Origin of the sequence: Photorhabdus sp. RM96S (assembly GCF_042879335.1) — a bacterium.
Lineage (GTDB): Bacteria > Pseudomonadota > Gammaproteobacteria > Enterobacterales > Enterobacteriaceae > Photorhabdus > Photorhabdus kayaii.
Genome location: NZ_JBHFKT010000005.1, coordinates 131033 through 150061, shown reverse-complemented (window position 1 = coordinate 150061; position 19029 = coordinate 131033). Strand labels below are relative to the sequence as shown.

The 19029-nt window shown below is 42.2% G+C and carries 16 protein-coding genes and 3 pseudogenes; 11 read left to right on the top strand and 8 right to left on the bottom strand.

Annotated elements, in window-relative coordinates; translation table 11 throughout:
- Positions 1-31: 31 nt before the first annotated feature.
- Together ACGF49_RS04850 and ACGF49_RS04845 are read right to left on the bottom strand one after the other, a co-directional pair.
- Complete coding sequence (locus ACGF49_RS04850; protein ID WP_228900240.1) at positions 32-637, bottom strand: DUF1062 domain-containing protein; 606 nt, start codon at positions 635-637, stop codon at positions 32-34.
- A gap of 537 nt (positions 638-1174) precedes the next feature.
- Positions 1175-1333: pseudogene (locus tag ACGF49_RS04845) on the bottom strand (IS630 family transposase); the annotation flags it as partial.
- A gap of 550 nt (positions 1334-1883) precedes the next feature.
- Here ACGF49_RS04845 and ACGF49_RS04840 point away from each other — a divergent pair.
- From ACGF49_RS04840 to ACGF49_RS04800, 9 genes are all read left to right on the top strand, one after another.
- Positions 1884-3326, top strand: a complete 1443-nt coding sequence (locus ACGF49_RS04840) for an acyl-CoA reductase (protein ID WP_113040667.1) — start codon at positions 1884-1886, stop codon at positions 3324-3326.
- A gap of 12 nt (positions 3327-3338) precedes the next feature.
- Positions 3339-4274: an acyl transferase gene (locus ACGF49_RS04835; RefSeq protein WP_113040666.1), complete on the top strand. Its 936-nt coding sequence runs from the start codon at positions 3339-3341 to the stop codon at positions 4272-4274.
- A gap of 90 nt (positions 4275-4364) precedes the next feature.
- Entirely contained in the window at positions 4365-4511 is a 147-nt protein-coding gene (locus ACGF49_RS04830) for a hypothetical protein (RefSeq protein ID WP_228900233.1), read from the top strand.
- On the top strand, positions 4495-5514 hold the full coding sequence (locus tag ACGF49_RS04825; RefSeq protein WP_229015742.1) for an LLM class flavin-dependent oxidoreductase: 1020 nt from the start codon (positions 4495-4497) through the stop codon (positions 5512-5514). Before ACGF49_RS04830 ends, ACGF49_RS04825 begins: the two co-directional genes overlap by 17 nt.
- Before the next feature lie 17 nt (positions 5515-5531).
- Positions 5532-6506: an alkanal monooxygenase gene (locus tag ACGF49_RS04820; RefSeq protein WP_113040664.1), complete on the top strand. Its 975-nt coding sequence runs from the start codon at positions 5532-5534 to the stop codon at positions 6504-6506.
- A 61-nt stretch (positions 6507-6567) separates the two neighbouring features.
- Positions 6568-7680 (top strand): long-chain fatty acid--CoA ligase, encoded by a 1113-nt coding sequence (locus tag ACGF49_RS04815; RefSeq protein WP_271858990.1) that lies wholly within the window; start codon positions 6568-6570, stop codon positions 7678-7680.
- Between the two features lie 746 nt (positions 7681-8426).
- A complete protein-coding gene (locus tag ACGF49_RS04810; RefSeq protein WP_271858989.1) occupies positions 8427-8687 on the top strand; it encodes a helix-turn-helix domain-containing protein in 261 nt (86 codons plus the stop codon).
- 168 nt (positions 8688-8855) lie between these two features.
- Positions 8856-9878, top strand: coding sequence for a Gfo/Idh/MocA family protein (locus ACGF49_RS04805; protein ID WP_271858988.1), 1023 nt, complete (start codon positions 8856-8858; stop codon positions 9876-9878).
- Positions 9879-10029: 151 nt separating this feature from the next.
- Positions 10030-11559, top strand: coding sequence for an MFS transporter (locus ACGF49_RS04800; RefSeq protein WP_113024402.1), 1530 nt, complete (start codon positions 10030-10032; stop codon positions 11557-11559).
- 246 nt (positions 11560-11805) lie between these two features.
- On the opposite strand, the pseudogene ACGF49_RS04795 reads toward ACGF49_RS04800, so the two are convergent.
- Together ACGF49_RS04795 and ACGF49_RS04790 are read right to left on the bottom strand one after the other, a co-directional pair.
- A pseudogene (locus ACGF49_RS04795) lies at positions 11806-12432 on the bottom strand (transposase); the annotation flags it as partial.
- Positions 12433-12497: 65 nt separating this feature from the next.
- Positions 12498-13262: an aminoglycoside adenylyltransferase family protein gene (locus ACGF49_RS04790; protein WP_271858987.1), complete on the bottom strand. Its 765-nt coding sequence runs from the start codon at positions 13260-13262 to the stop codon at positions 12498-12500.
- 1110 nt (positions 13263-14372) lie between these two features.
- Between ACGF49_RS04790 and ACGF49_RS04785 the strand changes: the two genes are divergently transcribed.
- Entirely contained in the window at positions 14373-14783 is a 411-nt protein-coding gene (locus ACGF49_RS04785) for a hypothetical protein (protein WP_271858986.1), read from the top strand.
- Positions 14784-14801: 18 nt separating this feature from the next.
- Positions 14802-14966, top strand: a complete 165-nt coding sequence (locus tag ACGF49_RS04780; protein WP_181573416.1) for a hypothetical protein — start codon at positions 14802-14804, stop codon at positions 14964-14966.
- Between the two features lie 28 nt (positions 14967-14994).
- Here ACGF49_RS04780 and ACGF49_RS04775 read toward each other — a convergent pair whose 3' ends face one another.
- From ACGF49_RS04775 to ACGF49_RS04760, 4 genes and pseudogenes are all read right to left on the bottom strand, one after another.
- Positions 14995-16083 carry an inositol-3-phosphate synthase gene (locus ACGF49_RS04775; protein ID WP_271858985.1) on the bottom strand — a complete coding sequence of 363 codons (1089 nt, stop codon included), beginning with the start codon at positions 16081-16083 and terminating at the stop codon, positions 14995-14997.
- Between the two features lie 211 nt (positions 16084-16294).
- Complete coding sequence (locus ACGF49_RS04770; RefSeq protein WP_271858984.1) at positions 16295-17149, bottom strand: NAD-dependent epimerase/dehydratase family protein; 855 nt, start codon at positions 17147-17149, stop codon at positions 16295-16297.
- Positions 17150-17435: 286 nt separating this feature from the next.
- Positions 17436-18533: pseudogene (locus tag ACGF49_RS04765) on the bottom strand (reverse transcriptase domain-containing protein); the annotation flags it as partial.
- A gap of 253 nt (positions 18534-18786) precedes the next feature.
- Positions 18787-18975: a hypothetical protein gene (locus ACGF49_RS04760; RefSeq protein ID WP_271859001.1), complete on the bottom strand. Its 189-nt coding sequence runs from the start codon at positions 18973-18975 to the stop codon at positions 18787-18789.
- Positions 18976-19029 lie beyond the last annotated feature (54 nt).

Here is a 19029-nt window from a genome sequence, read left to right as displayed (position 1 = left end):
CCTATGTCATCTCCAGGAAATCTGGCGTCATTTAGACGCCATAATTATCATATTCTTGCAATAAATTGTTAACGTTAACGCTAAGAGTGATATCACGTTTCAACTTTTTGTTTAATTCCGTTTCCGTTACCCCCTGAATAGTGCCTTGCCCAACGAGCTTCTCCACTCGACTACGTGACAATGCGAGCTTTTTGGTCAAGATTGAGATCAACCTGATAGGAATGGGATATTCAAGCTGAATTGTGATCTCTGCCGCTGGAATTTGAGCGATGTCCTGAAGCTTTTTACCTTCGATGATAAAGTCAGGAGCAGCGCCGAGTTCAGCTCTATTTTTTGCCAATACGCGGTAATCAAATGCATACCGTCGTATTTCATCTTGATCATTATGCAAAAACCGTTCATACAAATTGCTTTCCAATTTGTTGACATGAATCCTGGAAAAAATATCAATATTCCAGGTGTAATCACATTTCTCACATTTATAGATACTCCACACATCTAAGACTTTTTTCTGCGCATTAACCCTAAAAGTGCCGGCTGGATAAAACGCCTTTTTTACTTCACAGCCAGGGCAACGTTTCAAAATGGCCTGATAACCTACGGGCCTTACTAACCAGATAACATTTCTATTTGTCATGATAGATCCACGTTTAAATTGGTTAAGTTAGTTACTAGTTACGGCTAAATTGGTCAATTTCAGATCTGATTTTGATGATATTCTATAACATCAGATCTTGAAACCCTTTATCAATTCGTTGCTTAGGTGATATTGATGTTTATGTTTTGCAGATCTCGTTACAGTACACAGCATTCAGATAACAGAAGACTTTGACTTGAATTGCCATAAGCCTGCAAGCAGTGTCTTTTCTGGACAGTTTTTGCATCAGGCGCTGTTCATTTGGGGATATCATAGACATAATTCGAGCCGGTTAGTGTTATGTGTTGATTTAATGATTACTTAAATCGTTCAAACCAGATTGTATTTCCTCAAATGGGGAGACTATTTTGTCGAGCTGTTTAATATCATTAATTATTTCAATTAATACGTTTCGCTATTTTTTTCATAAAAAATATCATGAAAGGGAAAAAGAATAAAACCCAAAAAACTAGAAATTAAAAGATTAATGTTGCACCCTCTAAATAACTTTTTATAATTATGATACACCCTATTTTATTATTCTCTGTTATTCCTATAGGAAAATGAATTAAAAAATATTTTCATTTTTTTGAGCAACTGCCACATATACTGACAGCAATGATTTCGTGTTACTGTTTCACGCAGGGATTGCCACAGGCGTTCAATTTTATTCAATTAGGGTGAATAAACAGGTAATTTTTTTCATCTGGCGTCGTTCATTGCAGAGTATGGGGCTATGACCGGGATAACTCAGTCCATTTAGTAGTTTGAGATTATTTTGCAATTGTTCAGGTCGCAAAAATTGGACTAAGCTCCCTCCAAGTGATCTACTATTTTGAAAAGTTATTATAAGGATTCATTGAATGAATAATCGATTTAATAATCTTCATGAATATTTCTCACATAAAGAAGACCTTGATTTCCCTGATTTAAATTTTTTATTAATAAATTTTGTTGATATGAAAATTTTATTTTGCTATTTTAAAGACACTAAGAATGGAAAGGGAATTATATTTATGAGCGCCGGGTTACATTAATGCTTCTGAGCTGAAAGTTCAGAGTTTTATTATTTATGATTAAATTTATAATTTAAGTTTCTTATAATCATAAATTTTATTTTCTGGATATTTTGTTATTTTCATCATCGTAACATAAAAGTGAAATAAGCAAGTGTTAGGATAACCAGTTTATAAGATGGTTAAACAGCAACTTAAGTTGGAATTACCCTATTAAATGGATGGTAAATATGACTAAAAAAATTTCATTCATTATTAATGGTCAGGTTGAAATCTTTCCCGAAAGTGATGATTTAGTACAATCCATTAATTTTGGTGGTAATAGTATTTACCTGCCAATATTGAATAATTCTCATGTAAAAAACATTATTGATTATAATGAAAATAATAAATTACGGTTGCATAATATTGTCAATTTTCTCTATACGGTAGGGCAACGATGGAAAAATGAAGAATATTCAAGACGCAGGACATACATTCGTGATTTAAAAAAATATATGGGATATTCAGAAGCAATGGCCAAGTTAGAGGCCAACTGGATATCTATGATTTTATGTTCTAAAGGTGGCCTTTATGATGTTGTAAATAATGAGCTTGGTTCTCGCCATATCATGGATGAGTGGCTGCCTCAGGATGAGAGTTATATTAAGGCTTTCCCAAAAGGTAAGTCTGTACATCTGTTGGCAGGTAATGTTCCATTATCTGGGATCATGTCTATATTGCGCGCAATTTTAACCAAGAATCAGTGTATTATAAAAACATCATCAACCGATCCTTTTACAGCTCATGCATTAGCGTTAAGCTTTATCGATGTAGATCCTAATCATCCGATAACGCGCTCTTTGTCTGTTGTATATTGGCAACATCAAGGGGATATATCACTCGCAAAAGAAATTATGCAACATGCGGATGTCATTGTTGCTTGGGGAGGAGAAGATGCGATTAATTGGGCTGTAGGACAAGCGCCACCTTATGTTGACGTGATTAAATTTGGTTCTAAGAAGAGTTTTTGCATTATTGATAACCCAGTTGACTTGACATCAGCAGCTACCGGTGCGGCCCATGATATTTGTTTTTACGATCAGCGAGCTTGTTTTTCCACCCAAAACATATACTACATGGGAAGTCATTATGAAGAATTTAAGCTAGCGTTGATAGAAAAACTTAATCTATATGCGCATATATTACCAAACGCCAAAAAAGATTTTGATGAAAAGGCGGCCTATTCTTTAGTCCAAAAAGAGAGCTTGTTTGCTGGATTAAAAGTAGAGGTGGATATTCATCAACGTTGGATGATTATTGAGTCAAATGCGGGTGTGGAATTTAATCAACCACTTGGCAGATGTGTGTATCTTCATCACGTCGATAATATTGAGAAAATATTGCCTTATGTTCAAAAAAATAAGACGCAAACCATATCTATTTTTCCTTGGGAATCAGCATTTAAGTATCGAGATGCGTTGGCATTAAGAGGTGCGGAAAGGATTGTAGAAGCAGGAATGAATAACATATTTCGAGTTGGTGGATCTCATGACGGAATGAGGCCGTTACAACGATTAGTGACATATATTTCTCATGAGAGGCCATCTAACTATACTGCTAAGGATGTTGCGGTTGAAATAGAACAGACTCGATTCTTGGAAGAAGATAAATTCCTTGTATTTGTCCCATAATAGGTAAAAAGAATGGAAAATAAATCCAAATATAAAACCATCGACCATGTTCTTTGTGTTGAAGGAAATAAAAAAATTCATGTTTGGGAAACGCTGCCAGAAGAAAACAGCCCAAAGAGAAAGAATACCATTATTATTGCGTCGGGCTTTGCCCGAAGGATGGATCATTTTGCTGGCTTGGCGGAATATTTATCGCAGAATGGGTTTCATGTGATTCGCTATGATTCACTTCACCACGTTGGGTTGAGTTCAGGGACAATTGATGAATTTACAATGTCTATAGGAAAACAGAGTCTATTAGCCGTTGTTGATTGGTTAAATACACGAAAAATAAATAACCGTGGTATTTTGGCTTCAAGCTTATCTGCACGGATAGTTTATGCAAGTCTATCTGAAATTAATGTTTCGTTTTTAATCACCGCGGTCGGTGTTGTTAACTTAAAATATACGCTTGAAAGAGCTTTAGGATTTGATTATCTCAGTTTACCCATTGATGAACTACCGAATAATCTGGATTTTGAAGGCCATAAATTGGGTGCTGAAGTCTTTGCGAGAGATTGCCTTGATTTTGGCTGGGAAGATTTAACTTCTACAATTAATAGCATGATGTATCTTGATATACCGTTTATTGCTTTTACTGCAAATAATGACAATTGGGTAAAGCAAGATGAAGTTATCACATTGTTATCAAATATTCGTAGTAAGCGATGCAAAATATATTCTTTGCTGGGAAGCTCTCATGACTTGGGTGAAAACTTAGTGGTCCTGCGCAATTTTTATCAATCGGTTACGAAGGCCGCTATCGCGATGGATAATGATCGTCTGGATATTGATATTGATATTGATATTGATATTATTGAACCCTCATTTGAACATCTAACTATTGCGACAGTCAATGAACGTCGAATGAAAATTGAGATTGAAAATCAAGCAATTTCGTTGTCTTAAAACCTATTACTTAAATAGAAATATACCCTATGGATTTCAAGATGCATCGCGACGGCAAGGGAGTGAATCCCCGGGAGCATAGATAACTATGTGACCGGGGTGAGCGAGTGCAGCCAACAAAGAGGCAACTTGAAAGATGACGGGTATATAAGGACTCACTATGAAATTTGGAAACTTTTTGCTTACATACCAACCCCCCCAATTTTCTCAAACAGAAGTAATGAAACGTTTGGTTAAATTAGGTCGTATTTCTGAGGAGTGTGGTTTTGATACTGTATGGTTACTAGAGCACCATTTCACGGAGTTTGGTTTGCTTGGTAACCCTTATGTCGCTGCTGCGTATTTACTTGGTGCAACCAAAAAATTGAATGTAGGGACTGCGGCTATTGTTCTTCCCACAGCTCATCCAGTGCGCCAACTTGAAGATGTGAATTTATTGGATCAAATGTCAAAAGGACGATTTCGGTTTGGTATTTGTCGGGGGCTTTACAACAAAGACTTTCGTGTATTTGGCACAGATATGAATAACAGCCGCGCTTTAGCGGAATGCTGGTACGGGTTGATAAAAAATGGAATGACCGAGGGATATATGGAAGCTGATAATGAACATATCAAGTTCCATAAGGTAAAAGTAAACCCGACAGTATATAGTAAAGGTGGAGCACCTGTTTATGTGGTTGCTGAATCAGCCTCGACTACTGAATGGGCCGCTCAATTTGGTTTACCAATGATATTAAGTTGGATTATAAATACTAACGAAAAGAAAGCACAACTTGAGCTCTATAACGAGGTGGCTCAAGAATATGGGCACGATATTCATAATATCGACCATTGTTTATCATATATAACATCTGTAGATCATGATTCAAATAAAGCGAAAGAGATTTGTCGGAATTTTCTAGGGCATTGGTATGACTCTTATGTGAATGCCACGACCATTTTTGATGATTCAGACAAAACAAGAGGTTATGATTTCAATAAAGGGCAGTGGCGTGACTTTGTATTAAAAGGACATAAAGATACTAATCGCCGCATTGATTACAGTTACGAAATCAATCCCGTGGGAACCCCGCAGGAATGCATTGACATCATTCAAAAAGACATTGACGCCACAGGAATATCAAATATCTGTTGTGGATTTGAAGCTAATGGAACAGTAGATGAAATTATTGCCTCCATGAAACTCTTCCAGTCTGATGTCATGCCGTTTCTTAAAGAAAAACAACGATCGCTATTATAGTAGCTAAGGAAAAAGAAATGAAATTTGGATTGTTCTTCCTTAACTTCATCAATTCAACAACTGCTCAAGAACAAAGTATAGTTCGCATGCAGGAAATAACAGAGCATGTTGACACGTTGAATTTTGAACAGATTTTGGTGTATGAAAATCATTTTTCAGGTAATGGTATTGTCGGTGCTCCTCTGACTGTTTCTGGTTTTTTACTCGGTTTAACAGAAAAAATTAAAATTGGCTCGTTGAATCACATTATTACAACTCATCATCCGGTCCGAATAGCGGAGGAGGCTTGTTTATTGGATCAATTAAGCGAAGGGAGATTTATTTTGGGGTTTAGTGATTGTGAAAAAAAAGATGAAATGCGTCTTTTTAATCGCCCTGTTGAATATCAACAGCAACTATTTGAAGAGTGTTATGAAATTATTAACGATGCTTTAACAACAGGCTATTGTAATCCTGATAACGATTTTTATAGTTTCCCTAAAATATCTGTAAACCCCCATGCTTATACCCAAGGAGGGCCTCGGAGATATGTCACAGCAACCAGTCATCATATTGTTGAGTGGGCTGCTAAAAAAGGCATTCCTCTCATCTTTAAGTGGGATGACTCCAATGATGTTAGATATGAATATGCTGAAAGGTATAAAGCCGTTGCTGATAAATATAGCATTGACTTATCAGTGATAGATCATCAGTTAATGGTATTGGTTAACTATAACGAAGATAGTAAGAAAGCTAAACAAGAGACACGTGCATTTATCCGTGATTATGTTCTTGAAAGGTATCCTAATGAAAATCTCGAAAATAAACTTGAAGAGATAATCACAGAAAACGCTGTCGGAGATTATACGGAATGTATAGCTGCGGCTAAGCTGGCAATTGAAAAGTGTGGTGCAAAAAGTGTATTGCTATCCTTTGAACCCATGAATGACTTGATGCACCAAAAAAACGTAATCAATATTGTTAATGATAATATTAAAAAGTACCACATGTAGTAAAAGAGTATGGCAGCGTTGTTGCCATACTCTCTAAATTATCGGGAGGGGTAAAACAGGTATGACTTCATATATTGATAAACAAGAAATCACCGCAAGCTCAGAAATTGATGATTTGATTTTTTCGAGCGATCCATTAGCTTGGTCTTACGATGAACAGGAAAAAATCAGAAATAAACTTGTGTTTGATGCATTTCGTCATCACTATAAACATTGTCAAGAATATCGTCATTACTGTCAGGCACACAAAGTAGATGACAATATTACGGAAATTGATGACATACCTGTATTCCCAACATCAGTTTTTAAGTTTACTCGTTTATTAACTGCTCAGGAGAACGAGATTGAAAGTTGGTTTACCAGTAGTGGCACGAGTGGTTTAAAAAGTCAGGTGGCGCGTGACAGACTAAGTATTGAGAGACTCTTAGGCTCTGTGAGTTATGGCATGAAATATGTTGGTAGTTGGTTTGATCATCAAATGGAGTTGGTCAACTTGGGGCCAGATAGATTTAATGCTCATAACATTTGGTTTAAATATGTTATGAGCTTGGTAGAGTTATTATATCCCACGACATTTACCGTAGCGGAAGAACGAATAGATTTTGTTGAAACATTGAATAGCCTTGAACGAATAAAAAATCAAGGTAAAGATATTTGTCTTATCGGTTCACCATACTTTATTTATTTGCTCTGCCAGTATATGAAAGATAAAAATATCTTATTTTCTGGGGATAAAAGCCTGTATATCATAACGGGGGGCGGCTGGAAAAGTTACGAAAAAGAATCCCTGAAACGCGACGATTTTAATCATCTTTTGTTCGACACTTTCAATCTCAGTGATATTAGTCAGATTCGCGATATATTTAATCAAGTTGAACTCAACACGTGTTTCTTTGAAGATGAGATGCAACGTAAACGTGTTCCGCCGTGGGTATATGCGCGAGCACTTGATCCTGAAACATTGAAGCCTGTACCTGATGGAACGCCGGGTTTGATGAGTTATATGGATGCGTCATCAACGAGTTACCCAGCATTTATTGTTACCGATGATGTCGGGATAATTAGCAGAGAATATGGTAAATATCCCGGCGTGCTCGTTGAAATTTTACGTCGTGTCAATACGAGGACACAGAAAGGGTGTGCTTTAAGCTTAAACCAAGCATTTGATAGCTGATACTCTTTGTCCAATGCTTTCGGGGTAAATTTGTCGAATCCTGCTCTAGGGTTCTCGACCTTCCCGGCATCGATACCCTGTGGATTTCAAGATGTTTCGTGACGACAAGAGAGCGAATCCCCGGGAGCATAGATAACTATGTGACCGGGGTGAGCGAGTGAAGTCAACAAAGAGGCAACTTGAAAGATAACGGGTATAATACATATTAGCGAACAAACTGGGGTTAATTTAGGTGTGGAATATGCTGGGATTTCGGTTGAGTAGTTTTATGCGTATAATCATTGTGATATCCATTCTCATTGGATGTGCTTTGGTTTTTATTATGTCGCTTGCAAATATTAACTTGTCATATACAAAAGAGAATTTTATTTATTATAATATGTTTACCTTTGAGGAAATTAAGAATATTCCATTAATTTCAAATGATTATGTCATATACTATGATTCACCTGATGGAATGCCAACAATGACTAACAAAATTGTTTTCTCAAATGTAAATTCGAATAGTAAAGCAGAGTTAATAAAGTATGGGTTTTGAAAAATACTTTGACGAATATTGGAGTGATGGATATTGGCGTAAAGATAATGTACTCATAAATATAAAACAAAATGATACGAAGCGTACGGTTTTGTTTTTAGTTGAGAAGAGTTAAAATACATTATCTTTTCTTATGCTGTAATCTGTGACTTTTTAGACCTTGACTGACCGTTTTATGTCTATTTAACATATGTTAGTTGAGGTTAATATGAATAAGAAAGAAAAACAGGAAGTTAGAAAGAAGCTCAAAATGTTGCTTCATGCTCAAGAAGGCAATAATGTCAGCAAGACTTGTCGTTATTGGGGAATATTTTGGGATACTTTTTACCACTGGAAAAAAGACTATGTCGCCAAAGGAGAAAAAGGGTTAATTAATAACCGTGCTCGGAAAACCCTACTATATCGTTTACCCCTATCATTGAAGAGAAAATTTTATATCTGCGCCAAAATAGTCTGGTATTTGGCTTGAGAAGTGAAAATATCACCTCTATTACGGTGACCAAAATCAGTGTGCCACATCACAGTAATACAATAAAAATCCTTTCTTTCTCCAAGATTATGCCATACTCGCTTCGTATGGCTATTCTGAATAAGTCTCTTGCATGCATGAGTTCCACAATTTAATGAGGTAACCAACATGAAAGGTGCAATTATAGGCTTCGGAGTGATAGCTGCTGGACATCTCGCAGGATATCGGCAGTGTGGTGGGCTTTCGGTAACATCCATTGTCGATGTGTCACCACAGAGACGACGCATAGCGGAAGAATGTTTTGGACTCACTGCGTATCCCACATTTGAACAACTTGTGCAATCTGAAGATCTTGATTTTATTGACGTGTGTACGCCACCTAGCACTCATGCCATCTATAGTGCTCAAGCACTAGATGGCGGGTTCCACACGTTATGTGAGAAACCTGTCTTTCTGCCTGATCTGTCGGGATATCAGGATCAAATATCCAAAATAAAGTCAAGCAATAAACTATTTTATCCTTGTCACGTATACAAATTTTCTCCCATGCTTACCGAAGTGCGAAAAATTGTGCAAGATGGAAAGTTGGGAAAAATCGTACGTGCGGATTTTAAAACGCTACGTCTAGGTCATGCCTTAGGTGTAGAAGATTGGGATCCAGATTGGAGGAGGAAATTGAGCATATCAAAAGGAGGGATTCTTCGTGATCATGGACCACATAGCATTTACGCAGCAATGTATCTAACAAACTCAGTACCTCTATCAGTTTCATGTATCTCTGGGCGGTTTGGTGATGGATTTCTAGAAACTGAGGACACTGCTTTTGTTCGCATGCAGTGCACAAATGATGTAGAAGTCAGCTTTACGTTATCATGGTCGGCAAGTCATAGAAGCACCTGTTACAGCATATCAGGAACTCGCGGATCAATAATAGTAGATGACGATGAACTGACCTATGCATCAGATGGAAAAGTCACTAAAAAGATAATTAATTCTGGATTCAATGACCCTTCACATAAAAGTTGGTTTCGAGACATGTTTCTTGACTTTGAGGACTTAGTTAGAAACCCGGCACGTTGTGTTCCGCTAATAATTGAGTCGCTTGTGACATCGGCGGCTATAGATGCAGCATATAATTCCAGTTGTCAATCTGGGGGATGGGTTGATTTAGATGCTCCTAAATACCCCTAAGCTTGAATCGTGGATTCAAGCTTAAAATAACAAAGGGTTTTTCTTCGGAGAGTTTTGCGAGTAGTCGCGCTTTGTCTTGCTACCTAGAGGCACCTAGATTTAATCGAAACTTATAAAAGGTACAATTCTGGATCGAATAGGAGAGCTTGTAATGTCAATAAAATCGGGTCAGCCAATTACTTCGGACGCGCCACGATCTTGGCTAGCACTTTGCTTGCTTTGCTTACCAACTGCAGTGCTCGCTCTCGATATGAGCGCACTATACTTAGCCCTAGCTCACATCGCTGCCTCTCTTGACACCACATCAGTAGAAGAGTTGTGGATTCTAGACATCTACCCCCTCATGATAGCTGGATTCCTGATACCGATGGGAGGAATGAGTGATCGTTGGGGGAATCGCCGCGTCTTACTAATCGGTGCCGCTGCTTTCGCAGTACTTTCGGCAATAGCCTCCATGGCACCGACAGCCTCTACTCTGATTGTCGTAAGGGCTGCACTTGGTATTGCCGGGGCAGCCCTTATGCCCGCGACCCTCGGATTGATAAGTGAACTATTCCAAAATCCGCAACAGCGGAGACGAGCGATTTCGATATGGACTTCTGCATTTATGGTAGGATTCGCTCTTGGGCCGATAATCGGTGGAGCTTTATTGGAGTTTTTTGGATGGGGTGCAATTTTTCTCTTGGCCGTTCCCGTCATGCTCCCTCTGCTAATGGCTGGTCCGATGGTTTTTCCGAAAGGTTTCAAGCCTGAAGGTCAAAAACAGTACGATTGGTTTAGTAGCATACTTTTTCTTGCTGCTATACTTCCTCTTGTTTATGGGCTTAAAGAACTTGTCGGTGCCGAAACTAAGCTAAGTGCTGCGTTAGGTTTATCGTGGGGATTAGTCGTCGGAGGAGTGTTCGTTGTGCGTCAACTTAAAGCTAGCAACCCTCTCTTGGATCTCAACATGATTTTATCTAATGCCGGGCTAGCGGCTGCCTTGACGGTACTTTTATTGGGACCCGCCATTGTTGGCGGCTTAACCCTTTTTGTGCCGCAGTACCTCCAGCTTACTTACGGATTAAGTGCTGTTGCCGCGGGTGCATCAGTCGCACCGGCATCTCTTGGGCTAATTATCGGGGCGCTTATATCTCCCGCTCTTTCAAGAAAAATGAGAAGCAGTGGAGCGATTATTGGAACGGGGTTTCTCGTGATGTCAGTAGGTCTTGTTACTATAGCGTTTGGAGTCCAACTAGGTCCAGCATGGGTAGTGGCCGGCTTTGTTGTAGTGTATTTGGGGTGTGGTCCTTTCGACGCACTCGGTACTGACATCGTGATTTCCTCGGTCCCTGAAGGCAAGAGTGCTTCAGCTGGTGCGGCGGCAGAGACAGCGTCTGAACTCGGCATGGGACTGGGCATAGCCCTTTTCGGTACGTTAGGAACAGCTGTTTACCAGCGAATTTTGACAGACCGCCTCATTGGTGGTGGTATTGATAGCTCTGTTATAGAACGTGTTGCGAATTCGTTTTCGATCGCTATGGCAGAAGCCTCCTCGTTTGGGGGGGCGGAAGGTGCATATCTCCGAGAACAAGCAAGTGGAGCCTTCGCGTCGGGCTTTGCGACAGTGGCCGGTTCCACCGTAATACTTGCCATATTTTTATCCATACTATCTTTTGCTTTTCTTCGAAAAATTGCTTGAAGCAATTTTGGGCGGCCGTCTGTATGCTACCGCAATTTCAGCCTGCCCCATTGTGTCTCGTCACTACCCCTTTTGGTATACGGATTTAATGGTTGATGGGGCACCTTCACCCCACCAACCTGATACCATCCTCAGATGGTTGATAGATTGACCTCGTAGTTGAGTTCTTCTGCGAAGTCTGGCTCCCCATAGCCGATGGTTTTCTTGTAGAACGGAGAGACCTTCGCAGTCGGGGCCTTATTCTTGTTTATCAACCACGATACGGGCTTATGGCAGCACCACCTTATCGCCTCGTAGTGGGAGTTCCACATGTCCATGCTGACGATCTTGACCTTCTGCCTGTTTTTCATCCGCATCAGGTAGTTGGTCACTACGTCCTGACGACGGCTGGCCAGCAGGTCGATCAGAGTTTTCTATTTGGTGTTGGTGAGGATGCAGAGATAATGTTGGTTCAGGTATTATTCGCTGATGCCTAGAATACGGGAAGTCTCGAAGCGGTGCCAGCGGCTCAGGTACTCGGTGCGGGCATTGAAGATGTTCTGCACCGTCTTCTTGCGTCCAGGCCAGTCTGCTTGGCTACGTAGGTGTAGGGGGGGGGAAAAGATTCCTTCTCCATGTATTCATGTAGACGCAGCGTCATGTGGAAGTCGTTCACCATTCCCGGTAGTTGAGCCTGAAGGTGGTCTTGCAGGTACGACAAATGTAACGGCGACGGATTATCTATGAGGGGGGACCCGTTTGCCGAACCGCACGGAACTCGCCTTGAACGCCGCATTCCTCACCGGCGATGGGATCAGGCGCGTCTACCTGTAAGTGTATTTCGTCGTCGGTGGATTTGCAGTTCAGCACCTGGTATTCCGACAGATGCTGGATGTTGTCGGGCTTTCAGTCATGCGGGGCCTATGTTGTGAACACATAGCGGCAGCATGATGGGAGTGTTATAGATTTGTTAGCACACAATCGCGCAATGAACTTACTGTGAGCTGAAGTTCTTGCCGGCGATTTTGCCAATCTTCTTCACGTTCTCTCAAATAGGTCTCCCGCGCATAGGCTAAAACTGAGGCTTGTATGGCTGGAAGGCGAGCAACTGCCCAATCGGCAGCAACATCCTTAGAGACAAACTCTCCAGTAACTAACGTTCGCCACATACGCGCCAGCGTTAGCAGAACATTGCGTTCATCTCCCTGTAGAGTCTCAATTAAATTCGGCAGGACATCTTTAATAGCTCGACGAATGTCCAATCTTGGAATAGCTGGTATAAGACTGCTTGCGTTCGGACCGACCAAGGGTATCGCTTCTTGTCGTGATTGAGCCAACACTAAGGTAAGTTCTGGATCATAAACAGGCTTGGGAATTTCTCCTACCTCATATTCGTGACGCAGCCATTCACCGTAAATGAATTCGCTCCGGGCTGGATAAAGCGATGCAGCGAGATCGGAGTGCAAGAAAACAATCAGTTCAACAGGGCGACGCCCATCAGTATCAGAAGGATATCGGCCCGATATCATCATTAAATCGGCAGCAAGGCATTCCCGAATCTCAGGCGTCATAGGTTGGTCAATAACCACGAGCAAATCTACGTCGCTGTGGGGACGAAGACCACCAACTACAGCCGAACCATGAAGGTAGACAGCCACCAGCGATTCCGTTAATCGCTTCTGGACAATTAACAACGTTTTATCTGCTTCGGAAGGAATAGTCACTAAACAGCTCATCTTGAATATAGCTAGAATGATGTTTCTGAGGATTCTATCTCTTCATGCGGCTCCGTCAACTATATTTTTTGTTGTTCGTATAAACATTACAAGCTACCCTATTGAACACATTGACCAGATTTTCCGAATGCCATTTTTAAATAAAGGTGTATTACAGTGCACAGTGGCTGGGAGAAACATCAGCAGTTAAGTAAGGTAGAGAAAGCAGCGAGACGGAACATGTTGAAGTAAATTGGGATAGTGCCAATATTCGTCTCTCGAAACGGGTTATGGTACATTTCTAGGAGTAATTCTGTGTTAATAAGGCTACGCAGGTGTTTCAATTCCATACCAAAGCCTAGATCTGCAAGTCAAGACACTCAAAGAAGCAGGGGAACGACAAAATCTTCACTGATATTGCCAGTGGTGCTAAAGCAGTTAGGCTTGGTCTCAAAGATACTGAAATGGTTCTTCGGGAGGGTAATGCGTTGGTGGCCTAGAAACCGGATCGTCTGGGGCATTACATCCAACATTTAATCGAGCCCATCAATAACCTTAAGGAAAAAGACATTGGCTTTTGCAGTCTCTAGGAAGCCATCGACACACAAACCAGTGGCGGCAGACTGATTCAGTGTGCTGGCTGAGTTTGAACTTGATCTAATCCAGGAGTGAATGTTAGGTTGGAAGTCGTACGCGCTCAGGGTGAAAAGGGAGACGCCCTAAGTCATTGGTTCAGTCTAAAATTGTTAAGCTTCTTAAGCGGATGCAGCAGATGCGTGCAGATCCAAATTACTCAATTAGGTGATATTTGCAAACCCTTGGATATTTCACGTTCCGCCTTTTACCGCTATTTAAAGTCCGATAATAATGAGAGGACGACTAATGGAACGAATTTGGGATATTGATGAGTTGGTGGAGTATTGGAGTTTAAAATTCGAAGAAACGCAGCTACTCAAAACCAAAATCGGCGAGGGATCATCTAGCGTTTGTTGCACAGCTTAAGTACTATCAGAGCATAAGACGTTTTCCTCTCACAACGAACAACATGCCAGATATCCCTCTGCATTACCCGGCTGACCAGTTGGAAGTTACCGTCACTCAGATCCATGAGTGGATTGGTTGGAACGAACCGGTACACGGCACCGGAAGGAAATCCTCGAATTTCTCGGTATTCGTCGCGTATCAGTGTCTGACAAAAGTGTATTTTCAAACTGGCTGATTGGCAGTCTATGTCCACATGGAGTTGATGCTACGGACGCCACTGGCTCAGCTTTCGAATGGTTCAAAAAACACCAGGTGGAATACCCGGCAGGTAAAGAGCTTGATCGTCTGGTATGCTCAGCCTATCAGCAGCTTGAATTCAACCTGTATGAACATATTGCCAATCGCCTATTGATGGAAAGCAAAGTACTGGCCGGAGTTTCTGGGCTAGGAATTTTGCTGATCTGTCGGCCGCATGCTAGTAGGCCGACTTCGTCCGCTGGTACAATGGGAGCATTGCCATGGCGGCCTGCTTTATGTCAGCCCTGAGCAACGTCATGCTGGGCAGTGCAAAGTTATCCTGTCGGCACTACATCAACTGTACTAACAGGCGCACCAGACCCGCAACTAGATGCAGATTCCGGCGGTGGCGCTCAACCCGGAGAAGGAGGCCATCGTCACGGCGCACACCGTCGAATTTGTTACACCTGCTTCTTGGGAACACTAGGCTAGCAATAGGATAAAGTTGTCATAAAAGCATTCACCTTTGTATCTCGCCTCGTATAAAAGCCTCGACTTTTTCGTAGGCGACTTCGTCGGAAAATTGTTCCGGTGGCGACTTCATGAAGTAACTGGAAGCGGCAATTAATGGCCCTCCGATCCCACGGTCTAAGCCAATCTTTGCCGCCCGCACAGCATCAATGATCACACCAGCGGAATTAGGAGAATCCCAAACCTCAAGCTTATATTCTATTGAGATAGGAGCGTCACCAAAGTTACGGCCCTCCAGTCGGACGAAGGCCCACTTCCGATCATCTAACCACTGGACATAATCAGAAGGACCGATATGTACGTTCCTCTCCGACAACATAGCCGAGGTATTTGAAGTGACAGCTTGGGTCTTGGAGATCTTCTTAGACTCTAGACGTCCTCTCTCCAGCATGTTTTTGAAATCCATGTTGCCACCTACGTTCAGTTGATACGTGTGATCGAGAGTAACTCCTCGCTTTTCAAAGAGCTGTACCAACTCGCGGTGAGTTATCGTCGCACCAATTTGGGATTTAATGTCATCACCTATAATTGGGATTCTCGATTCCTCGAATTTCTTAGCCCATTCGGGTTCACTAGCGATAAACACTGGTAACGCATTCACGAAGGCAACACCTGCATCAATTGCAGCTTGTGCATAGAAACGGGCTGCTTTTTCAGAACCTACCGGAAGATAGCAGACTAGAACATCAACTTTGGCACTTATTAATGAAGCGACCACGTCAACCGGAGATACGCTAGACTCTTGAATAAGCTGCCGGTAGTAATATCCTAATCCGTCAAGCGTTGGGCCGCGAAGCACCTCTATGCCAGTCGGCGGAACATCGGAAATTTTGATAGTGTTGTTTTCAGACGCATTAATTGCCTCCGATAAGTCGAGACCGACCTTGGCCGCGTCGACATCGAAGGCCATGACAAACTCAATATCAGAGACGTGATACTTTCCAAAGCGGACATGCATTAGACCTGGAACCTTCTGGTCATCCGGTGCATCCTTGTAGTACTCAACACCTTGGACCAACGAAGACGCACAGTTGCCAACGCCAACAATTGCCACACGGATGGGATTTTTTTGACTCATCATATTTCTCCTTGCAAGTACCTGTGGATGATAGCTTATGATCACTATTACGACTTTAAAACGTATCTGGTAATTCATTCAGTTCCCGCAGATGAACTACACAATTCCTTGACTACGCCGATTAAAATAATATGAGGCTGAGTTAGTTATGATTTTTTATTTATTTACTTGGTCTCGTCTAGACCCATCAATAATGTTGGATACGGTTACCTCATGTTTTATTTTTAGATGAGAAAGCAGCCTCTAACACACCTTTTACTCCTACATCGAGTGGGATTTTGGGCTGCCAATTAAACAATTTCTTCGCTAAGGAAATATCGATTGAAACAGAGTTTGTATCAAACGCTCTAGCTGGTTTTTTGAACACATTAATTGGCCGACCTGCGGCTTTTACGAAGGTTTCATAAAGATCGCTAAGAGTAACTGTATCTCCAGATCCTATATTGACAGTTAATCCCGCATAACACGACTGGGAGCTGCTCATAATTTTTAGTGCGATGTCTACTAGGTCAAAGATGCTGAGATAATCCCTCCCTGAATTTCCCATCATTTCTATTGATTCGTGACTGCATACCTTTTGCGCCCAATGGGCTATGACCCCAAATCCCGGCTTGGGTTTCTGGTGAGGCCCGTAGATGTTCGAAAGTCTCAATATAAGAGGGTCCACCCATTCAGATTGTCGCACCACTGCTTCTTGATCTAACTTGCCTCGTCCATAGAGGTTGACCGGTGATAGCTGAGAAGATTCTCTATAAGGCTGAGGCCCGGAAGGGTCATATATTGTTCCTGCTGAAGAAGCAAATACGAACAAAGGGCGTGTTTTAAGATTTTTTAATCTATTTAGAAATCGCATAAGACTATGCAAATCAAAATCGACATGTTCGACGTTATCTGCCGCGTTATGTGGTGTGGACGATCCAGCTACATAGAACACGATGTTTGTATCATAATTTTCGATTTTACTACTGCGGATGACAGTGACTGGGTTGTAGCCGTTTTGACAGAGTCCCTTGACCACGGCGCTTCCGATAAACCCATCTGCTCCAACCACTGTGACATTTTTCATCGGACTCTCCTTAATTTCACTAACGACTTTTCTTTCATGAAAGTTTTGCCGTTTTGATCATGTTTAAGAGTACCTTTTAAACTTGCCTCGTAGCTCATTGAGGCAAACTAATAAGCCCCACTATAGCGTAGGTGCACCGCCCCGGCTTTCGCAAAGGCAGCTTGGGCTGGCCCGCTTGTTGCCGATAACAAGTCGCTTCGGTTTTCCGCTGGTGGGACGTGCCAGAGCGGCCCCTCCTACAGGCGGTAGACGAACTGGACGTGCTCCTTTCAGAGCATCCGGCTCTCCAGTTACCCGACAACATTTGGGTTAGCGAGGTAGCGAAGTTCCTGGCCTTATACCGGGGAATGGTGCTGACCACCCGCATATCACTGTAATGGCTGCGTTTGCGGATGATCCGGTGTACAAAGGAGGTGAAGCCATCATTAACATGGGTAATTTGGGTCTTTTCCATGTTCAGCCTCAACTGACCTTCGAGCTCTTGATGACATTTGTCCCGAATAGCTTCATCCTGAGCTTTGGTCTCTTTGACTATGATGATGAAATCATCAGTATAGCGGCAGTAGGTGACTCTTGGCAGACACTGCCAATGGCCTTTGATAGCAGAACTGCGTCTGAGCTTGATGCTGTAATTGTGATACCATCGATCTTTTCGTGTTTTCTGGCTTAGGTAATGTTGTTCCAGATACTGGTCGAACTCATACAGCATGATATTCGCCAGTAGCGGAGAAATAACCCCACCTTGCGGCACTCTTTCGTTGGCTGCACAAAACAGCTCAGAGTCAACATGGCCGGCCCTCATGATTTTCCAGAGCAGTGACAGAAACTGCTGATCGCAGATACGCCGCCACACGGCTTGCATCAATAATCGGTGATGCACCGTATCAAAGTAGCTGGAGGGATCTCCCTCAATTACCCACTGTCCCCAAGTCTCATGGTTATCTGTCAGTTGAAGCTTCATCGTACGGATTGCATGATGAACACTATGCTCAGACCGAAATCCACAGGAAAGCGTGTGAAAATCACTCTCCCAAATAGGCTCTATCACCATCAGCATGGCGCGCTGGACGATACGATCCTGTAACGTCGGGATCCCCAGCGGGCACTGCTTGTCGTTGGCTCTCGGGATATATACCTGCCGGCCAGGTGCCAGTTGATAGTCTCCTATCAGCAATTTCTGTCGAAGCTGGGCTAGGGTTTCCGATAGCCGACTTTGCATATACTGTTCGACCATGCCATCAATCCCCGGCGTCAGGCTGCCACGGGACGTCAGTGTTTTCTGGACTGCTTCTGCCAGCCACTGTGGGTGGGCAATCAGACGCAGCAACCTATCGAACTTGCGTTTGGCCTCAGCTATCGCCCACGTTGCGAGCTTGTGTTGCATTTCACTGATTATCAAAGGTCTTCACCTCACTAAAGTCAGATAATTTGCTTTGCAAGCTTGTATAAACTGCTCCCTATAGCGGACTATTACGGGAGCTCCGCTAGTCTGTTTGTTATCGTGGTCATGCTCTCTTGACAGCCAAACAGACCTTCCCCCGGTTTACGGGTTTGAACTCAAACATATTGATGGGGATGCCGGCCGCAATCTTTGACCTCATCGTGTTGTAAGGCGATAACGCACTGATGTCGCCGTATCAGCCTCCCCACGGTGCAACGTGCCACCCTTCCCGCACCAGCCGCAACTCACGTACCTCGTGTGCAAGCGCCTTAAACCGTGCCTGCTCGTCATTCATCAGTCCTAGCCGTTGGCCTTGATCACGCTCGAAATCTGCGGCTGCGGAGATAGTACAGCTAAAGTGCAACCACAACTGAGGTATAATCAAAAATACTTTGGCTAAAAATGAACAGTGAACTACATTAAGTTATATATTAAAAAA

What these genes read in the sequence shown, in the direction of transcription:
- ACGF49_RS04850 (WP_228900240.1), bottom strand. Translation starts at nt 637, where the DNA reads ATGACAAATAGAAATGTTATCTGGTTAGTAAGGCCCGTAGGTTATCAG.
- ACGF49_RS04840 (WP_113040667.1), top strand. Translation starts at nt 1,884, where the DNA reads ATGACTAAAAAAATTTCATTCATTATTAATGGTCAGGTTGAAATCTTT.
- ACGF49_RS04835 (WP_113040666.1), top strand. Translation starts at nt 3,339, where the DNA reads ATGGAAAATAAATCCAAATATAAAACCATCGACCATGTTCTTTGTGTT.
- ACGF49_RS04825 (WP_229015742.1), top strand. Translation starts at nt 4,495, where the DNA reads ATGAAACGTTTGGTTAAATTAGGTCGTATTTCTGAGGAGTGTGGTTTT.
- ACGF49_RS04820 (WP_113040664.1), top strand. Translation starts at nt 5,532, where the DNA reads ATGAAATTTGGATTGTTCTTCCTTAACTTCATCAATTCAACAACTGCT.
- ACGF49_RS04815 (WP_271858990.1), top strand. Translation starts at nt 6,568, where the DNA reads ATGACTTCATATATTGATAAACAAGAAATCACCGCAAGCTCAGAAATT.
- ACGF49_RS04810 (WP_271858989.1), top strand. Translation starts at nt 8,427, where the DNA reads ATGAATAAGAAAGAAAAACAGGAAGTTAGAAAGAAGCTCAAAATGTTG.
- ACGF49_RS04805 (WP_271858988.1), top strand. Translation starts at nt 8,856, where the DNA reads ATGAAAGGTGCAATTATAGGCTTCGGAGTGATAGCTGCTGGACATCTC.
- ACGF49_RS04800 (WP_113024402.1), top strand. Translation starts at nt 10,030, where the DNA reads ATGTCAATAAAATCGGGTCAGCCAATTACTTCGGACGCGCCACGATCT.
- ACGF49_RS04775 (WP_271858985.1), bottom strand. Translation starts at nt 16,083, where the DNA reads ATGAGTCAAAAAAATCCCATCCGTGTGGCAATTGTTGGCGTTGGCAAC.
- ACGF49_RS04770 (WP_271858984.1), bottom strand. Translation starts at nt 17,149, where the DNA reads ATGAAAAATGTCACAGTGGTTGGAGCAGATGGGTTTATCGGAAGCGCC.